Origin of the sequence: Pseudomonas quercus (genome assembly GCF_012033695.1) — a bacterium.
GTDB lineage: Bacteria > Pseudomonadota > Gammaproteobacteria > Pseudomonadales > Pseudomonadaceae > Aquipseudomonas > Aquipseudomonas quercus.
On the sequence record NZ_JAAVJI010000002.1, the window covers coordinates 566,138 to 587,161 of the forward strand.

Annotated in this window: 17 protein-coding genes; 1 reads left to right on the forward strand and 16 read right to left on the reverse strand. The window is 59.2% G+C overall.

All coding sequences use genetic code 11. The features are described 5' to 3' along the window. Positions 1-62: 62 nt before the first annotated feature. On the forward strand, positions 63-1,502 hold the full coding sequence (rhlB, locus tag HBH25_RS05860) for an ATP-dependent RNA helicase RhlB (protein ID WP_168082431.1): 1,440 nt from the start codon (positions 63-65) through the stop codon (positions 1,500-1,502). An 883-nt stretch (positions 1,503-2,385) separates the two neighbouring features. Here the strand turns inward: rhlB and moaE are convergent. The 16 genes from moaE to HBH25_RS05940 all read right to left on the reverse strand — a co-directional run bounded on the left by moaE (position 2,386) and on the right by HBH25_RS05940 (position 20,931). Then, positions 2,386-2,832 (reverse strand): molybdopterin synthase catalytic subunit MoaE, encoded by a 447-nt coding sequence (gene moaE, locus HBH25_RS05865; RefSeq protein WP_168082433.1) that lies wholly within the window; start codon positions 2,830-2,832, stop codon positions 2,386-2,388. A gap of 1 nt (position 2,833) precedes the next feature. After that, positions 2,834-3,076, reverse strand: a complete 243-nt coding sequence (locus tag HBH25_RS05870; protein WP_168082435.1) for a MoaD/ThiS family protein — start codon at positions 3,074-3,076, stop codon at positions 2,834-2,836. After that, positions 3,073-3,546, reverse strand: coding sequence for a cyclic pyranopterin monophosphate synthase MoaC (moaC, locus tag HBH25_RS05875; RefSeq protein ID WP_168082437.1), 474 nt, complete (start codon positions 3,544-3,546; stop codon positions 3,073-3,075). Before moaC ends, HBH25_RS05870 begins: the two co-directional genes overlap by 4 nt. Positions 3,547-3,724: 178 nt before the next feature. Continuing rightward, positions 3,725-5,176: a mannose-1-phosphate guanylyltransferase/mannose-6-phosphate isomerase gene (locus HBH25_RS05880; protein ID WP_168082439.1), complete on the reverse strand. Its 1,452-nt coding sequence runs from the start codon at positions 5,174-5,176 to the stop codon at positions 3,725-3,727. A gap of 112 nt (positions 5,177-5,288) precedes the next feature. Continuing rightward, the gene (locus HBH25_RS05885) at positions 5,289-5,957 is read right to left on the reverse strand and encodes an alginate O-acetyltransferase AlgF (protein WP_168082441.1); all 669 of its coding nucleotides are present in this window, start codon (positions 5,955-5,957) and stop codon (positions 5,289-5,291) included. 50 nt (positions 5,958-6,007) lie between these two features. Beyond that, positions 6,008-7,156, reverse strand: a complete 1,149-nt coding sequence (locus tag HBH25_RS05890) for an alginate O-acetyltransferase (protein WP_168082443.1) — start codon at positions 7,154-7,156, stop codon at positions 6,008-6,010. Between the two features lie 11 nt (positions 7,157-7,167). Further along, a complete protein-coding gene (locus HBH25_RS05895; protein ID WP_168082445.1) occupies positions 7,168-8,730 on the reverse strand; it encodes an MBOAT family O-acyltransferase in 1,563 nt (520 codons plus the stop codon). A 152-nt stretch (positions 8,731-8,882) separates the two neighbouring features. Next, a complete protein-coding gene (locus tag HBH25_RS05900) occupies positions 8,883-10,064 on the reverse strand; it encodes a mannuronate-specific alginate lyase (RefSeq protein ID WP_168082447.1) in 1,182 nt (393 codons plus the stop codon). A gap of 13 nt (positions 10,065-10,077) precedes the next feature. Then, complete coding sequence (locus HBH25_RS05905) at positions 10,078-11,520, reverse strand: alginate O-acetyltransferase (protein WP_168082449.1); 1,443 nt, start codon at positions 11,518-11,520, stop codon at positions 10,078-10,080. Positions 11,521-11,531: 11 nt separating this feature from the next. Then, entirely contained in the window at positions 11,532-13,136 is a 1,605-nt protein-coding gene (gene algG, locus HBH25_RS05910) for a mannuronan 5-epimerase AlgG (protein WP_168082451.1), read from the reverse strand. Between the two features lie 27 nt (positions 13,137-13,163). Next, positions 13,164-14,654 (reverse strand): alginate export family protein, encoded by a 1,491-nt coding sequence (locus HBH25_RS05915; protein ID WP_168082475.1) that lies wholly within the window; start codon positions 14,652-14,654, stop codon positions 13,164-13,166. Beyond that, positions 14,651-16,105 carry an alginate biosynthesis protein AlgK gene (locus tag HBH25_RS05920; protein WP_229631820.1) on the reverse strand — a complete coding sequence of 485 codons (1,455 nt, stop codon included), beginning with the start codon at positions 16,103-16,105 and terminating at the stop codon, positions 14,651-14,653. Before HBH25_RS05920 ends, HBH25_RS05915 begins: the two co-directional genes overlap by 4 nt. Before the next feature lie 15 nt (positions 16,106-16,120). After that, positions 16,121-17,284, reverse strand: a complete 1,164-nt coding sequence (locus HBH25_RS05925; protein WP_168082479.1) for an alginate biosynthesis protein Alg44 — start codon at positions 17,282-17,284, stop codon at positions 16,121-16,123. Positions 17,285-17,320: 36 nt separating this feature from the next. Further along, on the reverse strand, positions 17,321-18,802 hold the full coding sequence (gene alg8, locus HBH25_RS05930; RefSeq protein WP_168082481.1) for a mannuronan synthase: 1,482 nt from the start codon (positions 18,800-18,802) through the stop codon (positions 17,321-17,323). A gap of 103 nt (positions 18,803-18,905) precedes the next feature. Next, positions 18,906-20,225, reverse strand: a complete 1,320-nt coding sequence (locus HBH25_RS05935) for a nucleotide sugar dehydrogenase (RefSeq protein ID WP_168082483.1) — start codon at positions 20,223-20,225, stop codon at positions 18,906-18,908. Positions 20,226-20,640: 415 nt separating this feature from the next. Beyond that, positions 20,641-20,931 carry a hypothetical protein gene (locus HBH25_RS05940; RefSeq protein ID WP_168082485.1) on the reverse strand — a complete coding sequence of 97 codons (291 nt, stop codon included), beginning with the start codon at positions 20,929-20,931 and terminating at the stop codon, positions 20,641-20,643. Positions 20,932-21,024: the final 93 nt, after the last annotated feature.

Genomic DNA, 21,024 nt, shown 5'->3' on the forward strand with positions numbered 1-21,024 from the left:
CGCCCGATTCTTGCATTACACTGCCAAGCGAACCGATCCTTACAAACGACGAAGAGAACACCGTGCTCAAAGCACTTAAGAAAATGTTCGGCAAAAGCGAGGCTGAGCCGCTCGCCGCCGCACCTGTTCCACCTTCACCGGCGCGCCCATCGCGCCCGGCGCCGGCCCAACCGGCTGAAGCAGCCACCCCCGTTGCTGCGCCCCCGCCGGCCACAACCGTGAACGCGGAACGGCCACGGCGTGAGCGCAAACCCAAGCCAGTGCCTGTGCCAGCAGCACCATGGACGCTTGAAGATTTCCAGGTGCCGCCTCAGGAAGGAAAAACCCGCTTCCACGATTTCGCTTTGCGGCCAGAACTGATGCACGCCATCCAGGACCTGGGCTTCCCTTATTGCACACCCATCCAGGCGCAAGTACTAGGCTTTACCCTCAAAGGCCGCGATGCCATTGGCCGTGCCCAGACAGGAACAGGCAAGACCGCTGCATTCCTGATTTCCACCATCAGCCAGTTATTGCAGACGCCGCCACCGGCAGAGCGCTACATGGGCGAGCCCCGTGCGCTGATCATCGCCCCCACACGTGAGCTGGTAGTACAGATCGCCAAAGATGCGGCCGAGCTGACGGCGCACTGCCCTTTGAATGTCATGACGTTCGTAGGCGGCATGGACTTCGACAAACAGCTCAAGCAGCTGGAATCCCGTTACTGCGACATTCTCGTCGCCACGCCGGGGCGCCTGCTGGACTTCAACCAGCGGGGCGACGTGCACCTAGACATGGTTGAGGTGATGGTGCTGGACGAGGCGGACCGTATGCTGGACATGGGCTTCATCCCCCAGGTGCGCCAGATCATTCGCCAAACCCCGCCCAAAAGCGAACGTCAGACGCTGCTGTTCTCGGCCACCTTTACCGAAGACGTGATGAACCTGGCGCGCCAGTGGACCACGGACCCCGCCATCGTCGAGATCGAACCCGAACAGGTGGCCAGTGATACCGTGGAGCAACATGTGTATGCCGTCGCCGGCAGCGACAAGTACAAGCTGTTGTACAACCTGGTCACCAGCGAAGGCTGGGACCGCGTGATGGTATTTGCCAACCGCAAGGACGAAGTACGCCGTATCGAGGAGCGCCTGGTGCGCGATGGAATCAGTGCCGCCCAGCTGTCAGGGGACGTTCCGCAGCACAAGCGCATCAAGACCCTGGAAGCCTTCCGAGCTGGGCAGGTAAAAGTGATGGTGGCCACCGACGTGGCAGGCCGAGGCATTCATATCGAAGGGATCAGCCACGTGATCAACTTCACGCTGCCTGAGGACCCGGAAGACTACGTGCACCGGATCGGCCGTACCGGGCGGGCGGGCACCAGTGGCATTTCCATCAGCTTTGCCGGTGAGGACGACTCTTATCAGCTGCCTGGGATCGAAACCCTGCTAGGCCGCAAGATCAGCTGCGAAATGCCGCCGGAAACCCTGCTCAAGCCAGTGCCCCGCAAGGGCAACGCGCTGTAGGCGCCGCAAAGCGCGCGAACGCATGGTCGGCCGCACCAACCTTTTCGCCGGCTGGCGCCAGCTCCCACAAGGCCGCAACCTCCCACAGGGGCTTAGCCTATGTGGGAGCCTGCGCAGCGGGCGAACGCGTGGCGGGCCGCATTAACCTTTTCGCCGGCTGGCGCCAGCTCTCACAAGGCCGCAACCTCCCACAGGGGTATAGACTGTGTGGGAGCCTGCGAAGCAGGCGAACGCGTGGCGGGCCGCATTAACCTTTTCGCCGGCTGGCGCCAGCTCCCACAAGGCCGCAACCTCCCACAGGGGCATAGCTTGTGTGAGAGCCCGCACAGCGGACGAACGCATGGCGGGCCGCACTAACCTTTTCGCCGGCTGGCGCCAGCTCCCACAAGCCCGCAACCTCCTACAAGGACATAGCCTGTATGGGAGCCTGCGAAGCGGGCGAACGCATGGCGGGCCGCACCAACCTTTTCGCCGGCTGGCGCCAGCTCCCACAAGGCCGCAACCTCACACAGGGGCTTAGCTTGTGTGGAAGCCCGCACAGCGGGCGAACACATGGTCGGCCGCACCAACCTTTTCGCCGGCTGGCGCCAGCTCCCACAGGGCCGCAACCTCACACAGGGGCTTAGCCTGTGTGGGAGCCTGCGCAGCGGGTGAACACATGGTCGGCCGCACCAACCTTTTCGCTGGCTGATGCCAGCTCCCACAAGGCCGCAACCTCCCACAGGGGTATAGACTGTGTGGGAGCCTGCGAAGCAGGCGAACGCGTGGCGGGCCGCACTAACCTTTTCGCCGGCTGGCGCCAGCTCCCACAAGCCCGCAACCTCCCACAGGGGTATAGACTGTGTGGGAGCCTGCGCAGCGGGCGAACAAGCGTCGGCACGTGTTACCAGCGATCGGCCGCGTACTGATCTGTCGCTCGGCCCTCTACCCACCGCGGGCCTTCCGGCGTCGCTTCTCTCTTCCAGAAGGGGGCCTTGGTCTTCAGGTAATCCATGATGAACTCACAGGCTGCAAACGCGGCCTGGCGGTGGGCGCTGGCACAGGCGACAAACACGATAGGCTCACCGGGCGGCAGATCGCCCACCCGGTGAATCACCTCGACCCCCAGCAGCGGCCAACGCCCTTCGGCGTCCTTCACGATCTTCTCCAAGGCCTTTTCTGTCATGCCGGGGTAGTGCTCAAGAAACAGCCTTGCTACGCCCAGGCCATCGTTGAAATCCCGTACATACCCCGTAAAGCTGACGACCGCGCCAATGCCCAACTGCTGCTGGTGAACATTATTCAGCGCCACGCCAGGATCGAAGGGCGTAGGCTGCACGTGAATGGCCATGTCAGCCTCCTGTCACGGTAGGAAAGAACGCCACCTCGTCGCCGTCTGCCAAAGGCTCATCAAGGCCGCACAGTTCTTCGTTGCGGGCGCACATCAGGTTAGGCTCAGCCAATACCTCATGCCCACCCTGGGCCACCAGAAAGGCACGCAGGGCTTCCAGGGTAGCGAAGCTGCCCTCTACCTGTTCGGTATCGCGCCCCATGGCTTCTCGAAAACGCGCAAAGTAGAGCACCTTGAACGTCATAGGGCCTGCGCCTCGAAATCGCCACTCTTGCCGCCCTTTTTTTCCAGCAGGCGTACAACCTCGATCACCATGCCCTTGTCCACCGCTTTGCACATGTCGTAAATAGTCAGGGCGGCCACGCTGGCAGCCGTGAGCGCTTCCATCTCGACACCCGTCTGCCCCGCCAGCTTGCAGCGCGCCCGGATCAGCACGGTATCGGTGCCCTCCCCGCTTAGCTCAACCTTCACACTGGTGAGCATCAGGGGGTGGCATAACGGGATCAGGTCGCTGGTTTTCTTGGCAGCTTGAATACCGGCGATACGGGCCACTGCGAACACATCGCCTTTGGGATGAGCGCCATCGACGATCATTTGGAGCGTAGTGGGCAACATACGTACACGTGCTTCGGCCAGCGCTTCGCGCGCGGTGACTGCCTTGGCCGTGACATCAACCATGTTGGCGCGGCCTTGGGAATCCAGATGGGTGAGCATGGGGGGTTCCTTTCAAAACAGGTGTGCAGTGTAGCCTAAGTGGCATCGAGTTAAGCCTGTTCGCGGGCTGGGCCCGCTCCTACAATGCTCTGTAACCCATAACGCAAAAGGCCCTCCGGCAAGCCGGGGGGCTTGGCGGAAGGCCTCTTCTTGAAGCGTGACGCTTAACGCTTGCCGCTTACTGCGTGATCGACTTTACCGAAACGCCAGCGATGGTCGCGTTGGAGCGGCCGTAGACGTCTTCGAAACGCTCGATGTCGTCTTCACCCAAGTAGCTGCCCGATTGCACTTCGATCAGTTCGAGGGCGATCTTGCCTGGGTTGCGCAGGCGGTGAACCGACGCGATCGGGATGTAGGTCGACTGGTTCTCGGTCAGCAGGAACACGTTGTCGTCACAGGTAACCTCAGCGGTACCGGATACTACGATCCAGTGCTCGGCGCGGTGGTGGTGCATCTGCAGCGACAGGCAAGCGCCTGGCTTGACTGTGATGTGCTTGACCTGGAAGCGGCCGCCCTGGTCCACGGAGTCATACGAACCCCATGGGCGGTATACTTCACAGTGGTTCTGGGTTTCGCTGCGGCCCATGTCGTTCAGGGTCGCTACCATGTTCTTCACGCCCTGGACCTTGTCCTTGTGCGCAATCATCATGGCGTCGCGGGTTTCAACCACAACGATGTTGTCCAGGCCGATCACCGAGACCAGCTTGCCATTGCCATGGATCATGCAATTGCGGCTGTCCTGGATAACCACGTCGCCTTTGGTCACGTTGCCGTTAGCGTCTTTGGCGTGCACTTCCCACAGGGAGTTCCAGCAACCTACGTCGCTCCAGCCTGCAGTCAGCGGAACCACACAGGCGCGCTGGGTTTTTTCCATCACAGCGTAGTCAATGGAGTTGTCTGGGCAGCACGCGAAGCTGGCTTCTTCGATTTCAATGTTGTCGCCGTCGCGCTGGCTGCGCTCCAGGGTCAACAGGCAGTTGTCGTAGATGTCCGGATCGTGCTTTTTCAGCTCTTCCAGGAAGCGGCTGGCGCGGAACAGGAACATGCCGCTGTTCCAGAAGTAGCCGCCCACATCAACGAATTCCTGAGCGCGTTTTTCGTCGGGCTTTTCAACGAAGTGCGACACGCGGCTTACGCCTTCCGGCAGCAGTGCGTCGTTGGTGGACTTGATGTAGCCATAGCCTGTTTCAGGGCGGGTAGCCGGCACACCGAACAGCACCATTTCGCCACGTTCGGCGGCAACGGTAGCCAGGGCCAGGGCGCGCTGAAGCGCTTTCTGGTCTTCGATCACGTGGTCAGCCGGCAGCACCAGCATCAGGTCGTCACGGCCTTCGTTAACCAGCTTCATTGCCGCCAGGGCAACGGCAGGTGCGGTGTTACGGCCGAAGGGTTCGAGCAGGATACCTTGGGTTTCCAGCTTCAGAGCGGACAGTTGTTCGTTGACAATGAATTTGTGGTCCTTGTTGCAGACGACCAACGGCTTATCCATGCCTTCGAACACCAGACGTTCCAGGGTTTGCTGGAAGAGGGTGTGCTCTCCCGTCAGCGCCAGGAATTGCTTCGGGAACTGCTTGCGCGACAACGGCCACAGACGTGAGCCGCTACCACCTGACAAGATCACCGGAATCATAGTGTTTCTCCAAGAATTGCGTAGTAGTAATGAGATGACAGTGTTGTTCTACCGCTTCGTCTACTTATTGTTCCGTGCCGGTCGCCCCGAGGGGCGACCGCAAGTCTCGCAGTTAGCGAGCAGAATCAGTTTGCTCGACCCAGGCTGGGTTCAAGCTGGTGCCTTGACCGGTAACGAACAGTACAGTGGCCTTGCCGCGCTCGAGGTTGACAGGCTTGAGGTCGGCGACTTTGTTGGCGCCGTCGAACAAGGCCAGGCTAACCTTGACCGGGTTGATCTCACGCTCGCCGTGGCCATTAGGCGCAACAGCAGGGATCACTTCCTTGCCGTCGGCGGTTTTCAGGGCCAGCGGCTTGTCGCTCAGGTTCTGTACGCGTACCAGCGCTTTTTGCTTGTTGGTGAAGGCACCCTCTTCCACCAGTTTGGACGTGCCCGAGGCCGTCTTCACGATGGTGTAGTAGTGATCACCAGCCACGTTCACCGGCAGGGATTCGCTGCCCAGCTTGGCGGTGTACTGGCCACCGGGCATGAATTCAAAGGCAGTGCCTTTGCCAGCCGGAACGTCAGCAGGCTTGTTGTTGCCAATGGTGGAGCTCACTTGCTGGCCGCTGGCGTTGTAGACACGAACGAACGCAGACCCTTTCGGCGCGGTCGGGCCATACAGTGCGGCGTCACCGGCAGCGAAGGCTTGGGTGGACAGCAGGCCAAACCCCACAGCCAGGGCGCATGCCTTGGCAATACGGGAAGTACGCAGGGCAGTCTTCAAAGTATGTGCGGTCATGTGCGTTCCTCTCGGCAGATATAAAACTACTGCCGTTTATCAAATTGGTTTCAGTTATTCTGGCCCACGGCCAGATTCTGATTGCTGTCTTGGCTTTTCTTCAGTTCTGCAACCCAAGCTGGGTCAAAGCCACTGAGATCATTCTTCATTGGCAAGTAGCGTTCGGGGAACTCCCAAACCAGAACTTGCGGCGGACTGTTTTTGAAACCGTCGCTCTGCAAGTATTTAAGCATCGGCAGAATCGGACCATGGCCTTCCTCGGCATAGTTCACGACATCGCTGTGCAACGACTCGCGCAGCGCGCCCAGGAAGTTCCAGTGCGGGTTGGCGCTGTAGCTGGTGCCTACCAGGCCAACCGGGATTTCTGCGTCGCTGAAGAGAGCATCATCATTCTCCACAGCGCCTTCGACAGCGTGAGTTGTCTTTTGTTGCAAACTATCTGGCTGCGGAAGCAAATTATTGAACAACGGATCCAGTGGCAGGAAGGAAGTGAGGTCACCCTTATAAGGCTTGGCTTCTTCCGCTTCGGTTACATATTGAGTAGGTGTGCCATTAATTGGCGTATGTGCCGAAATGGCGGCGCCAATATTACGTGCAACAACTTCCGCGCCCAATGGCGTCCAATGTGTATCCGTACGCAAGAACACTTGCCCCTGCTGTTTGGCCTGTTGCATCGGGCCCATCAGGTCTGGGGCAAAGATGCCTGCCTGCTTGGCCTGTGCATGGAATTGCTCGTACAGGTCACGGTGCATGGTGGCAGGCTTCATATCGCCAAAATGCTCGGGGTAAAGCCGAGCCTTGGCCGGAATGATCGCCATCACCAGCTTCACGTTGTGCTGCGCCAGGCGGTCCCGTACGCCACGGATCAGGTCGAAGTTTTCCTTTTCGATCTGGTCCCCGTTGGCCACGGGCTTGAACTCTTCATCGGTAAACAGCCACTGGTCCTTGCCCAGCACAACCCCTGGCCGCCCTTCGTTGAAGAGCTTGTAGTCCACTGCAGCCCACAGGTTGGTCCCCAGGCGTTTGATGGGAAACTCTTCGTCGTAGTGGGTTTCAACAGCCTTGGTGAGCCTGCCGTTGAAGAAGGTCATTTGCGCGGTGCGTTCGAACGAGCCGAACGACACCAATGACCACAGCCCCATCAGCACCAGAATGCCGAAGAACAGGGCCACGTAGAGAATGCGTAATGAACGGGTCATGGTCGGCACCCTCAGAACTGGAAGTAAAGGAAAGGCGAGAAGCTCTGCGCCGACAGCTTCAGGATCGAAGCAATGAACAGCAACAGAATCATCGCGCGCATGATGTAGCGCGGCCAGTCAGCCACCCAGTAGGCGGGCTGAACCTGATGACCGGCCGCATGGGCCTGCACGATGGCCGGTTGGTCGCCTGGCACGGCCTTGATCTGGCCGGGCTGCGCAGTGGCTGGGCCATTGGCTTCGGTGCCTTGCTGGGCGGCGGCTTTCTGGGCACGGGCATTGATCGGCTGCTTGTAGAAATCGCGCAGGCCGAAGAACGCCATGGCCACATAGGCTACAACCAGGGTCGCGACCTGCAGGCCCGTCAGGCTGGCGGCATTAAGCTCAGACAGGCTCCACTCACCGAAGCTGAACATGGCGTGGTACATGCGCATGGCCACGTGCACGTTTTCAGCACGGAAGATGACCCAGCCCAGCACCACCAACAGGAAGGTGAAGATCCACTTGATCGGGTTGAACCGACGTGGCGCAGCATCGATGCCCAAGGCACGTTCGATGGCCAGCCACAGGCCGTGCCACATACCCCAGATGATGTAGGTGAAGTTTGCACCGTGCCATAGGCCGCCCAGCAGCATGGTCAGGAACAGGTTGCGGTAGGTGGCGAAGGTGCCGCCACGGTTGCCGCCCAAGGTGATGTAGAGGTAGTCACGCAGCCAAGTGGAGAGGCTGATGTGCCAGCGACGCCAGAACTCGGTGATGGACTGGCTGATGTACGGCTGCTTGAAGTTCTCCATGAAGCGGAAGCCCATCATCAGGCCAAGGCCGATGGCCATGTCGCTGTAGCCGGAGAAATCGAAATACAGTTGCGCCGTGTAGGCCAGCGCCCCCAGCCAGGCATCGCCTGTAGTGGGGTCTGTCAGTGCAAAGGAATGGTCGGCCACCACCGCAATGGTATCGGCGATGAAGACCTTCTTGATGAACCCCTGCATGAAACGGGTCGCACCCTCGGAGAATTTGTCCAGGGTGTGGGTGCGGTGATTGAACTGGTCAACCAGGTCCTTGAAGCGCAGCACGGGGCCGGCGATCAAGTGGGGGAAAATCGCAACGAAGGCGGCGAAATCGATCAGGTTGCGTGTGGCCGGGGTATCGCCACGGTACACGTCGATGATGTAGCTGATGGACTCGAAAGTATAGAAGGAGATACCGATCGGCAGAATGATATGCGTGAGGATGAACGGCTCAAGCCCGAACGAGGTGATGATCTGGTTGAGGCTGTCCACGCCGAAGTTGGCGTACTTGAAATAGCCCAGTACCACCAGGTCTACCGCTACGCCTAATAACAGCCATTTTTGGGATGCCTTGGTTCGCACACCGTTGGCACCGATCCGAAGGCCGATGAAGTAGTTCCACAGTGTCACGGCTGCAAACAACGCGAGGAAGTCAACACGCCACCAGGCGTAGAACACATAGCTCGCTACCAGCAGCAGCAAGTTTCGATAGCGGGTTCCGCTCAGATAGTACAAACCGAAAAAGATCGGCATGAACAGGAACAGGAACACGTTGGATGAAAAAACCATCCCGATCTCTCCTTGGTTTTCCTACACCGGGAGCCGGAAATGGCCCCCCCATACCCCCCCACCTCGGGCGAGGGGAAGCACGACACGCGCCAGACGGCGAAACAGGCGCGTATCGGTTATTGCCTTAACCCCACCGGCAACACACCGGGGTGTTATTCGTCATCCTTGTCATCGGCCTGGTCGTCGGCCTTGTTGTTGCCTCTGCCGCCCTTCTCACCCTTTTCATGTTGAGGGTCGAAGGTACGGGTCAAGTCGCCGCCTAGGCGGAAGGTCTTGAAAGGCTCCATCTCACGCTTGCGCGCCACGGTGTCTGGGGAGCAGTTGTAGAGCGTGCAGTAGGGTTCAAGCCAGGCGTACTTGCTGTCGATCTTCAGGTCAGTCATGTCCTGCTTGTCGCCGTTTCGCTGCTCGAACTCTTCTGGCTCCTTGCTACCTTCCAGTACCCGGTCCCCCAGGCGCTTGAGCGCGCCATTGTTTTCCGGGCGCAGGTCCACACCGTTGGCTTGGGCGAACGTGGCAATCATGGCCAGCGGCGGCAAGGCATAGTTGTGGTAGGCCAGTGCGCGCTGGTTGCGCTTGAGCTCGTTAGGCAGGAAGCCCTGATCGTCAACCTGGTTGGCCGCGACCTTGAACTCCTTGACCGACCAGTCGAACAGGTCACGGCGGTTGGTCACCACGGACGTGGCCATCACCGACCAAGCCGCCCAGTACGAATGGTTGTTGATCTTCTCCAGCGGCAGGTTGCTCCAGTCGCTCACGACTTGGTCGGCCATACGGCTGAACCAGGCTTCGATCTTCTGGGTTTGTGCTTCATGCCCCTGCAAAGGGTGAGATTCGGAGAACTTCAACCGCAGGTAGGAAGAGGAAATGCTGCCCAAGGCCCACTTACGCATGGACTTGCCCGTGTGGTTGAAGTCTTTGGACATCAACGCATTGGCGTCTGCCCAGGCGCCTAACCAGTTCAGGGTGCAGTCCAGCTCGGCCGGCTTGCCGTCGCGCATGAACTGCATGACTTGCTTGCTTACACCACGTTCAAGGGTAGTGATGTCCTTGGTGGAGTCCCGGAAGGCTTGGTCCGACGCCGCGTTGAAGGTCGCACGGGCCTTATCCGAGCCTTCGTACTTGCTGCGGAACTGCAGCGAGCCGGTGTAAGGCGTTGGTGGTGCGGGGCAATCGAAACTCCCGCCTTTCCCTGGCTTCTCGATACCGTCGTAATATCCCTGAGGAGGAACCAGCCCCGCGGCATGTGCCACGGAGCCGAACATGGCGAGTCCCAAGAGTGCCGGCGCGAAGAAGCGGCGCGCGGCTTTGGGCGTAAGACGAGAAGTCAACATAAGCATTCAGCCCTCAGAGCCCGGCCTGTGCGTTTCGTGCAGCAACACCGGGGAACACGTTGCGTTTGCAGATCTTCGCCTCGACTTTCTGCGGCGCGGCCGTGGCATCTTCCGGCCCGTGAACTTCCACAGCCAGCAGGTTGCGCTTAGGCCAGTCGGCATCGTCACGCAGTTCGAATGCGAAGCGCCCGTCTGTATCGGAAGTGGTCGGCTTCTCGATCTTGATATCCTCGTGGCGGCCATCCATGTACCAGAGGGTCGCCTTGAAATCCTTCACTGAAGGGTCGGCGAACTTGATGTCAACCTGATGATTCCAGTTCTCCAGGTCCTTGATACCGTTGCGGCCATTGACCAACAGTTCGGTAGCCTGGTTTGGCTTGACCACGCCGCTACCGCTCAGTTCGGCAACCTTGCCTTCACAGCCATTGCCCATCAGCGCCATCATCTGGCGGTAGATGGTTTCCTGGTCCAACGGATACAGCGGTGAGAATTCCCATACCAGAATCTTGGGTGGCTTTTTCTGGAATTCTTCACTGCCCAGGTACTGCAGCATCGAACCTTCGAAGCCGCCGCCCGGGAAGGCCACGTTCAGCACGTCAGTGTTGGCGTACTGTTGAAGGAAGCCGGCAAAGTTGTAGTTCTTGCCGCTGTGGCTGGTGCCCACCAGGGTGACATCCGGGCTTGCCGTGTCACCGAACAGGTCGCCATCGGCGGCTTCACCCTTGGGCTCGGTGCCGAACTGGTCCATGTACTGGATCGCGTAGCTGGTGCCGCACAGCTGGCCAGCCATGTTCTGCAAGGTACCGGTCTTGCCCATGCGCCCAATGATCTTGGTTTCGAACTCTTTCTTGGGAATGCCCGAGTAACCTGGGACCTTCTTGATGGTCTGGGCCACGATCTTGGCGGTACGCTCTGCCCCGTAGGGCGTCCAGTGCTGGTCACCGCGGAAGTAGAAGTCATGGGCCTGTTGCTCGTTGGTCAACGGTGACAGGTCCGGTACGTGGTAACCCATGGCCTGGAAGCGGCCAACCATGTCCTTGTAGTTCTTCAGCGCCTTGTCGTAATCGAAGCGCTGACGATCTGCCGGAGACATGTGTGCACGGTCAACCAGGCCACGGGTGGGCTGGTAGACGATCACCACTTCCACCCCACGGGCCTTGAAGGCGTCGTGGAGTTCTTTCATGCGGCGGTAGCCCTCAGGCGAGGTCTGGAATTCAGTACGCAGGTCTTCCACGGTACGGAACAGCCAGTCACCCTCCCCTTGCACCAGGGTAGTGAAGTTACGCTGGTAGCGGGTCACGTAATTCTTGGCATCGGCGGCAGCCGGGCACAGCTGGCAGCAGGGCTGGGCAGTGAAGGTCGGCGGCTGCACGTCGGCAGCTTGCGCGCTCCCTGCGGCAAACAAGGCGGTGGCCAGGCCGGACAGGCTGAGCAGCTTGATCAAATGTGAATGCATGGAAATGGTCCTTAATCCTGCGCCATGTCTGTCTGTTTCTCGACCGGGTCGATCAACACTGCTTTTTTCTGGCGAATCAGCAGGTCCAGAATTTCTGCCTGGTGGTCACCCAGGATACCGGTGAAGCTGATCCCGCCCGATTTGGTAGGCGCCAGCATTGCCACGTTGTACAGCTCGATACTCAGGGGCGAGTCGATCGCCAGTGGGTTGGTGCCGTTACCGGTCAGCTCGCCACCTACCACGATCATCGACACTTCGGCGTCGAAGGGGTCCATCGCCACGTCACGGTCGGTATCGCTCAGGTCCTTGATGTGGCCGTAGACACCCGTCAACCCGTTACCCATGGCCATGTTGTCGTACAGGCGGATGTTGGTGCTGTTACGCACGCGAATCCCGTGGCGCTTGTTGGCCACCAGCTTGTTGCCCCACAGCAGGTTGTCGCCGCTTTCGTACAGGGTGATGCCGTCGGTGTGGTTCTGGTAGATCTCGTTGTAAGCCACCAGGTTGCCCACGCTGTTACGGTCCAGCACCACGCCAGACAGGTGGTTGTCGTAGCTGCGGTTGTTGATGATGAAGCTGTCGTTCACTTCCCGCGACACGATGATCCCGTGCTTCTTCTTGGTCCCGTACACCGTGTTATCGGCGATGATCAGACCATGGGAGCGGTCGTGCGGGTCGATCCCGTAAATGATGTTGTCGTGGTAGGTATTGCTCTTCACCACGAAACCTTGGGTTTCATAGCAGTAGTAGCCGTACCACATGTCCGAGAAGGTAGAACCGATGATCCAGCCGCTAGGCTCGGAGCGGCCCATCTGTGCCTTCATGCTTGGGGTGTACTGGGAAATACTCACACCGTAGGACTTACTCTCGTTGTAACCGAAACTCTTCATTTCGGTGTTGACGAGGTAGGTCTCGGTGCCGCCCCAGGACACCAGGAACGGACGGAACTCGTTCGGCGTCTTGAACCAGGCCTGGTCGTTCGCCGTTTCGCTCCAGCCGGTCACCTTGGTATCGAAGGTGAACAGCTTGCCATCGTTGACGATAAACGAACCGCCTTCCTGGGACAGGCGCAGGTCCTTGACCTTGCCATCGATTTCCAGGATGCCTTTGTGCGCGACCACGATCGGGATACGGGCCAGCCACACACCTGGCGACGTTTCGCGCAGGTATTGCTTGGGCACGGTCTTGCTCAGGTCGCTGAAATTCACATAGCCACCGTCAATGAAGATGGCTTCTGGAATACCGCGCTGCTTGCCTACCCACGCCATCATCTTGTTGTCGCCGCCGATGAAGGCCTTCAGAGGAAGCTCCTGCATCATGCGGCGGATGCTGACCTTGCCTTTCACGGCACGGTCAACCTTGGCATGTGCGGCAGCAGCCGTATAGCCGCTCAGGTCTGGCAGCTTGGGCGGCGCCAGGTTCAACGGTTCGATCGGTGCGCTGGCCACGCTGTACGTCTTGGCAGCCTGCAGTTCCTTGGTGGTACCGGGCTTGGCCACCGCCTGGGTCGCAGGTACGGTGGCGGCCAGGGCGGAGCCGCCGGCCACCAGCAGCGCTGCGGCCAGAACGGCAACTGGCCAGGCGTGCTTACGCACCTTGCTGTATGAATGATTCATCTCATTGCACTCCCTTGGCGGTACCCATCAGAAACGCCAGATAACGTCGACGATGGCCCGGTGCATATAGGTGTCCACGCCACCGGCATACGCATCGCCGGGCTTGAACACGCCAGCGCGCAGGCGTACCAGCGCAGAAGGCTCATCGAACGTTTGGCTCAGGCTGGCAGGCAGCAGGCCTTCCTTGAAATACTTGGTCACGACCAGGTCCACTTCCTGACCCAGGTCTTTCTCGCCATCGTTAAGCGGCAAGGTAGACAGCGACAGGTCGCCTGCGTTGTCAGTCGACTCGTAAGCGGCGTTGATATTGCTGCCGCCGATAGGCGAGCTGCCATCCACGCGCCAGAAGCGGTGATAGATCAGGCTGGCGTCGTAGCTGTCCTGCATTTCCCAGGACGCAAATACCGAGGCGGTCTGCACGTTGGCGAGTTCAGCCTGGAAGGCTTCACCAAAACGGCTGATACGCGAACGGGTACCGGTCCAGCTGGAGCGGTTGCTCTGCAGGCCGTTCTGCTCGTAGTTCTTGCTGGCGCGTGCATAGGCACCACCCACTTGCCACTGAGGGTCCAGGCGCAGGCGCAGGCCCAGGTCGGTGGCCCAGCCGCTGACGTCTTCACCGAACGTATCACCGGCCGTGATCACGCCACCGGAGGTGGTACGGTTGAATTTGTCGCGGTTCCCGGTAAGGCCGGTCACGCTGGCCCAGTAGTTGATCTGGTTGGTATTGCGATGGTTGTAGGCATCGCTGGTCGCTTCCAGGCCAACCCAGGTCAGGTTGCCGTTGCTGGTCTTGTCCAGGTCGTCGATTTCTTCACCGGCGTTAGCCAGGTCACCGTCGTCATGCACGTGGTGCACACGCAGGCCGGCCCATTGGCTGGGTGCCCACTGATAGGACACATCGCCCCATACGTGCGTGCGGTCTTTGTCGTTGGGCGACAGGCGCGAATAGTCGGTGCGGTAGTCGCTGAAGCGCTGGCCCACACCCACATCGGCCTTGAGCAGCGTGGTATCCAGGTTCCAGGTCAGGGACTCGATGTAAGCATCGTGCCACTGGCCATCGTCCTGGCGCAGGCGCTGACGGCCGAACTTGGCCAGTTCGCCAGGGTACGGCGTAAGCAGGCGGCTGTAACCGACCCAGAATTCGCGCAAGGCCAGGTAGCTGTCATCCGCTTCACGGTCTTTGCTGTAGTAACGGCTGTTGCCACTGCCTTGAACGTCGTCGTCGGGCTGGATCAACGGGTCAGTCTGGATGGTGTCAGTCGCCGCCACCGCCTGGCCCATGATGTAGGCGCTCCAGTTGCCCCACTCACCGTAGGCCCACGGGCGCAGGTCGATACCCACACCGGCCACGTCGCCACCAGAGCGCGTGCCCAGGTCGCGGTCGTCTTCGGACTGGCCCGTAGCCTTGACTTCGATACCAAAGTTGTTGGTAGCGGTCAGGGCCGCCAGGGTCGGGCAAGACCACAGGGTGGCAAAGCCAAGGCCCACACCGGCCAGCATCCATTTATTCAGAATCATAGGTCTTCATCCTCGCCGACGGGGGCTTGTGGCGCATCATCATTGCCAAGTACGTCTGTCACAGGCGCGCTTGGAACGGGCGCTACGACACGAGAGGCAGTTTCCTGATGCAGCAGCTGCTGAGCCTGGGCCAACAGTGGCGGTGGTAGTTGTTCTTCGATGGTCTTGGCCAGGTCCAGCACTTCCGGGCGAGGCTGCGGTGTGGTCAGGGCTTGTGCCTTGGCCAGCTGGCTGAACACGTAGGCATTGACGGGGTTGGGCTTGGTGCCACGGCCGTTGAAGTACAGCTGAGCCAGGGCGAAGTCCGCGCTGTTCTGGCCACGGCGGGCCGCGGTCAGCAGGTTGTCCACAGCCTTTTGCGGCTCAACCATGCCCAGGTAGCCACGGCGGTAGATCTGGCCCAGATAGTAGTAGGCGCTGACTTGGTCCGGAATGGCCTTTTTCAGGTGCACTTCGGCCTTGGCAGCGTCTGGCAGTACCACTTTGCCTTCGTAATAGATCTTGCCCAGCAGCAGCTCGGCACGGCTTGGGTCAGCGTCATGGCCTTTGTCGATGTAGCCCAGCAGTTGGTCCACGTCGCCCAGGTCGGGGTAATCGTATTGCAACTGAGCCAGGCTGATGTAAGCGCCAGGGTAGGTATCAGCGGCACTTTCCAGCAACGCCTGGGCGGTTTTCGGGTCAGGCGTTCCCAGTTCCGGGTTGGCAATGATCCGAGCAACAGCGTCCACACGGGCAGGAATGACACGGCCTGCTGCAAAGGCGCCCTGCAGGCGCTTGATCAATGCCGCCTGGTCTTCGGTACGGTTCTGCTTCTGGTAGACCGTCGCCAGTTCAACGTAGCAAAGGTCGCTGGTATCCAGGGCAGCCTTGCAGATGCGTTCAACCTCGGCCAGGTTCTGGTCATAGGTGTTCTTTACGCGGTACAGGATGATCTGGGCCAGGCCCGCCTCAGGGTAGCCGGCGGCTTTCCACTGGTTGATCTTGTCCTGTGCGTTGACGTTGGGGAAGCTCTGCGGATACTGAATGTACAGCAGCGCCAGAGACATCAGCGTACCGCCCTCCCCGCTAGCGAAGGACTGCTTGAGCAGGCCTTCAGCTTCGTGGCGTTCAGCTTCCGTGCTGTTTGGCTTGGCGGCCAGCAGCTTGCCCAGGCGAGCAGCGGCGCGCGGCGACGTGGCCGCAGCGGCCCGGTAGGTCGCCTCGGCCTTGGCCAGCTGTGCAGGGTCACCGCTTTCCACCCAGATATCAGCCAGGCCAACCTGGGCATCGGTATAGCCCAGGTCTGCCAGTTGCTGATAGTTCTGCTGCGCCAGGGCCACGTCACCGTTCTTCAAGGCTTCGTTGGCCAGGCGCTGGTCCGGCAGGCCGGCACAGCCTGCCAGGCCCAGGGCAATGGCCAGGCCCAACACGGCAGGCCGGTGCAAGTGTCGTAAAGTGTCAGCCACGCTCATTCTCCTGGCGCTCACTTAGAAGCCGTGGGCCATGGCTTTGTCGATCAGCCAGTCCAGCGAAGGGCCGCGGGTGCTCGAAACGTCTACTGGGCGGCCAGCGAACTTGATGTCCAGTGGCTGGTCAGGCTTGATGGTCACGCGCATGTCGGTAGACAGGTCGTCCACTTTCAGTGCGGTAGCGTCCACGATCTGGCCCGAACGAACCTGGTCGTCACCTGCAACACGGAAGTCAACCTTGCTGCCTGGGCGAACGTCGTCGATCTGGCGGTAGGTGTAACGGGCTTCAATGTTGGCGGTGGTGTTACGCGCGACCAGGTTGAAGATCACGTCACCTTTGCTAGCGTACTGGCCGTTGGCAACCAGTTGCTGAGCTACAACGCAGTCGCATGGCGACGTCAGAGTGCCGGTCATTTGCTTGCCGAACAGCTCAGTGACTTTCTGCGGGGTCAGGTCCTGCTCTTCCAGGTGGCCCTTGAGCACGTCCAGCATGCTGGTGCTGAAGGTAGCCAGTGGCGAACCTTTAGGCGCGATGCCGTTGGCGCCAACCAGGCTGGATACCGTACCGTCGCGCGGCATGGTGATGTTCATGCCGGGCGCGGTCACGATGCCGGATTCGGCATGGGTCACGAAGTACAGGTTGTACACCGACTTGAAGATGTAGCCGAACGCTACCAGGCCGATCAGGAAGATCCCCAGGCTGAAGGTGATAGCGCGCAGGCGACCGAAGAAGCTCATGTCGCTGCTGGCGCCCTTGCGCTTGCGAGCCTTGGTGAAGTTGTCACGCTGCAGCGTGCCCAGTACATCACCCATGGTGACTAACTCGCCGCTCAGGTGAGAGGTGATCAGGTGGCGCAGGGTGGAAATGTCGGCCTGTTCCAGGTTCTGGAACTGGGCGCCTACGCGGCCATCGCCTTCAACGGAGCGCGCCTGGAACTCTACGTCCATGCCCAGGCCCAGGTTGTCGATCACGAACATCAGGCGGCCGCGATAGATCTCGCCTTCTACCACAGGCTTTTTGGGGATGAACGAGAAACCACCGGCAGACAGCTCGTCTACTTTGGCTTCCTGGGTTTCACGGTTTGGCCCGATGAAACGGATTTTTGCAGGCAGGCGGACCCGTGCATGCTGGCGCTGGGCTTCGGACTCATGGACCACATTGGGGTTTACGGCTGTATTCATGGCGATTTTTTTCCTACTTCATCCATTGAGGGCTGGTCAGACGATCGTGAACAGGAACGCAACAAAGATGCTCCCCGCCGCAAAGGTCATGGTCCGAGACGACCAGGTGTTGAACCACTGTTGAAAGCTCGCCGTGTCGCGTTTGGTCGACGTCGGTTGGCGAGTCCAGGATTGCCGATCGAGGCGGAAGAAGACGTAGATCTTCATGAGTGCGCCAACGATCTGGTTGTAATACAGAATGATCGGGTACGCCGGGCCCACCGAGTGCCCGCTGAGTGACAGCAGGATGGTGAGGATCAAGCGGGTGATACCGATCCACAGCAGGTAGGCCAGCAGGAACGTGACGCTGTACTTGAACGTCGCGATCAGCGCGGCGGTCAAGCCCAGCAGCGACGTCCACATGGACACGCGCTGGTCGAACAATACGACCATGGTGAACAGCCCCAACCGACGAATACCCAGGCCAAGGGCGCGGGAGTTCTGACGCAGGTTGTTGCCGTACCAGCGGTACATCAGTTTGCGGCTGGCTTTGACAAAGCTCTTCTCTGGCGGGTGTTCAACCGTGTTGATGGTTGCATCCGGCACATAGAAGGTGTCGTAGCCCAGGCGCATCAAGCTGAACCAGCTCGACTTGTCGTCACCGGTCAGGAACCGGAAGGTCCCCAGGCGCCAGTGCTTGAGGGAGTCGGCTTCCACGTCAGCAATGAACATCGGGTCTGTGACCACCGAAGCGCGGAATACGGACATCCGCCCGGTCATGGTCAGCACGCGCTTGCTCAGGGCCATCGAACACATGTTGATATGGCGCTGGGCAAACCGCAGCTTGTGCCATTCGCTCATGATGTAACCGCCGCGCACTTCGCAGAATTCGTTGGTGGTCAGGCCACCCACGTTCGGCCACAAGGCGAACCAAGGCACGGTTTTGCGCACCACGCCCTCGTTGAGCACGGTGTCGCCGTCAATCACAGCCACAACGGCATGTTCATCGGGCATATGGCGGGAAATGGCACGGAAGCCATAAGCCAGGCCGTCACGCTTGCCGGTACCAGCAATACGTACGAAGTCCAGGTTCACCCGCTCAGGCGGGTTCATCTTGGCCCACAGGGACTTCATCAGCATTTCGTCAGACATTTCCACCAGCGAGCACACGATCGTGGTGGGGTAGCCACTCTCGATCGCTTCGCGGATCACCGACTGGTAGACGGCGGCCGTGGTGCTGGCGTCGATACGGAAGCTGGTGACCATCAGGAACACGTGTGACGGGTCTGAGTCTGTACCCAGCTTGCGAACCTTGCGGCGCAGCAGGGGATAGACCACATAAAGGAACAGCATGCCGCGCACGAAGTGCGTTGCACCCATTGAGTAGCGCCAGATACCGACGGCACCAATCAGGAAAATGAAATCCTTGGAGTCTGAATTGAACAGCGATGGGGGGAGCGCAAGCGCCAGGCCCATCAGCAGACACAAGTAAAACAGCCATCCAGCAGCCTGTAGCAGGCCGTGCTTTAGCCTTGACATATCCGCATCCGTCTCTTCATCGACCGCCTGCAACGGCGTTCGAAAGTGTTAAGGCAGGCGTAAAGAGCCGCAGGCGGCGCAAGGCCGCCTGCGGTTACGGCTGTTACCAGCAGATACCTTCGTAGCTTGTGTTCGAATCGGTCTCTTCTTTCTTCAAGAAGCCGACCAGGTCGAAGACTTGCTTGCCAGCTGGCGGGTTCTGCAGCAACTCGCCGAAGGCTTTGTCACCGTTACCCAGGATCAGCACGTCGGCCTCGTTGATTACTGCGTCGAAATCCGACTTCAGCAGCGAGGACACGTGAGGAATCTTGGACTCGATGTATTCCTTGTTGGCGCCCAGGATACGAGCGTGCTCAACGTTCTTGTCGAAGATGCTCAGCTCGAAGCCTTTACCGATCAGACGCTCGGCCAGCTCTACCAGCGGGCTTTCACGCAGGTCGTCGGTGCCGGACTTGAAGCTCAGGCCCAGCAGGGCAATCTTGCGCTTGCCGTAGCCATTGATCACTTCATAGGCGTTCTGCACCTGCTGCTCGTTGCTGACCATCAGCGAGTTGAGCAGAGGGGTTTTCACGTCCATGGCGCTGGCACGGTAGGTCAGGGCACGAACGTCCTTGGGCAGGCAGGAACCGCCGAAGGCGAAACCTGGGCGCATGTAGTAGGACGATACGTTCAGCACCTTGTCCTTGCAGACCACTTCCATCACTTCACGGCCATCTACACCAGCGGCCTTGGCAATGTTGCCAATTTCGTTAGCGAAGGTGACTTTAGCAGCGTGCCATACGTTGCAGGTGTACTTGATCATCTCAGCCACTTCGACCGGCTTGCGGATGATTTCAGCATCCAGCTCGCTGTACAGGCTTTCCAGCACGTCGCCGGAGGCCTTGTCGAACTCACCGATGACGGTCATTGGTGGGTGATCGTAGTCTTTGATAGCGGTGCTTTCGCGCAGGAACTCAGGGTTCACTGCAACGCCGAAATCAGTACCTGCCTTCTTGCCGGAGTATTTTTCCAGGGTCGGAATGACAACGTTTTTCACGGTGCCTGGCAGGACGGTGCTGCGCACGACAACGGTGTGGCGCTCGGTCTTGTCCTTCAGCACTTCACCGATGCTTTTGCATACGGCTTCGATGTAGTTCAGTTCCAGGTCGCCGTTCTTCTTGCTAGGCGTAGGTACGCAGAGCATGGAAACGGTGGTGTCCCGTACAGCCTGGGCGAAATCGGTGGTGCCGCTCAGCTTGCCTTGGCTCACAGCTTTTGACAGCAGCTCTTCCAGGCCAGGTTCGACGATTGGCGATTTGCCAGCGTTGATCAGGTCGATTTTGACCTGCGAAACGTCAACACCTACAACATCATGACCACGAGCTGTCAAGCAACCCGCACATACCGCGCCAACATAGCCCAAACCAAAGATGCTGATACGCATCGCTTCACCTCATGTGTTTATCACGTCGGCTCACTCAGGAGCCAGACTGGGGGTTAATTATCCAGCAGTATTCGGGCACCCGGGTGCAGGGCAACGGAACGTACCATTGCAACTGTCGCACCAGCGAATGCAGGCATATAAGTCCGAGTGCCCCAGAAATATGTGCACTCAACAAGGGCATTGATGAACCCTTTTTTCAGGTTCGCCCTGGAATGTAGCCAGCCTTTATGACAAAACGGCTCACTTGTTTTCGCTACTTGCCTTCGCGGGGTATTGTTGTGCCTTGCGAATCAAGCATTAAGCCGCATGCATGAGCTTGCAGCGCAAACTCGGGTACTGGCCTTGTGCTGAGGGTAATAAATAGTGCGTTCTCTCCTGAGATAACCTTAGGGCTGCCAGGGCAGTTGCCATCTAGTCATACGCCTGGATCACTACGCTCAGGCGCCTGAATCTCCTGCTTTGTACGCTTTCTCTCACACGGGAAAGATTCTGTACGCGTCGTATGAGCTACAGACCCCCCTGTAAGTTCCTCAGTGACATCACCGTTCAGCCAGAATTCGACAAGAATTTTCCTACAAAAAGCGATATCAAAGAGCCATATTTCAACCCTAAATCTCTTTATTATCAATAGCTTAATAGGATAAACACTCAATGCGCCAGCATTACAAAAAATTTTGGCTTTTTTGAGGCTTTCTGCAGTGGCCAAGCGCCACCCATCTTTTGAAGCACCGAAACCGACTAATTATTGGCGCCTGTTAGTTGTCAAACTGCAGGTTGCACGGCCTTTTCTGTGATAAAC

Excerpts from the sequence above, each read along its gene's own strand:
- HBH25_RS05895 (WP_168082445.1), bottom strand. The coding sequence starts at position 8,730 with ATGGTTTTTTCATCCAACGTGTTCCTGTTCCTGTTCATGCCGATCTTT.
- moaE (WP_168082433.1), bottom strand. The coding sequence starts at position 2,832 with ATGGCCATTCACGTGCAGCCTACGCCCTTCGATCCTGGCGTGGCGCTG.
- moaC (WP_168082437.1), bottom strand. The coding sequence starts at position 3,546 with ATGCTCACCCATCTGGATTCCCAAGGCCGCGCCAACATGGTTGATGTC.
- HBH25_RS05890 (WP_168082443.1), bottom strand. The coding sequence starts at position 7,156 with ATGACCCGTTCATTACGCATTCTCTACGTGGCCCTGTTCTTCGGCATT.
- HBH25_RS05935 (WP_168082483.1), bottom strand. The coding sequence starts at position 20,225 with ATGCGTATCAGCATCTTTGGTTTGGGCTATGTTGGCGCGGTATGTGCG.
- algG (WP_168082451.1), bottom strand. The coding sequence starts at position 13,136 with ATGAATCATTCATACAGCAAGGTGCGTAAGCACGCCTGGCCAGTTGCC.
- HBH25_RS05880 (WP_168082439.1), bottom strand. The coding sequence starts at position 5,176 with ATGATTCCGGTGATCTTGTCAGGTGGTAGCGGCTCACGTCTGTGGCCG.
- HBH25_RS05905 (WP_168082449.1), bottom strand. The coding sequence starts at position 11,520 with ATGCATTCACATTTGATCAAGCTGCTCAGCCTGTCCGGCCTGGCCACC.
- HBH25_RS05920 (WP_229631820.1), bottom strand. The coding sequence starts at position 16,105 with ATGAGCGTGGCTGACACTTTACGACACTTGCACCGGCCTGCCGTGTTG.
- HBH25_RS05885 (WP_168082441.1), bottom strand. The coding sequence starts at position 5,957 with ATGACCGCACATACTTTGAAGACTGCCCTGCGTACTTCCCGTATTGCC.
- HBH25_RS05900 (WP_168082447.1), bottom strand. The coding sequence starts at position 10,064 with ATGTTGACTTCTCGTCTTACGCCCAAAGCCGCGCGCCGCTTCTTCGCG.
- alg8 (WP_168082481.1), bottom strand. The coding sequence starts at position 18,802 with ATGTCAAGGCTAAAGCACGGCCTGCTACAGGCTGCTGGATGGCTGTTT.
- HBH25_RS05915 (WP_168082475.1), bottom strand. The coding sequence starts at position 14,654 with ATGATTCTGAATAAATGGATGCTGGCCGGTGTGGGCCTTGGCTTTGCC.
- HBH25_RS05870 (WP_168082435.1), bottom strand. The coding sequence starts at position 3,076 with ATGACGTTCAAGGTGCTCTACTTTGCGCGTTTTCGAGAAGCCATGGGG.
- HBH25_RS05925 (WP_168082479.1), bottom strand. The coding sequence starts at position 17,284 with ATGAATACAGCCGTAAACCCCAATGTGGTCCATGAGTCCGAAGCCCAG.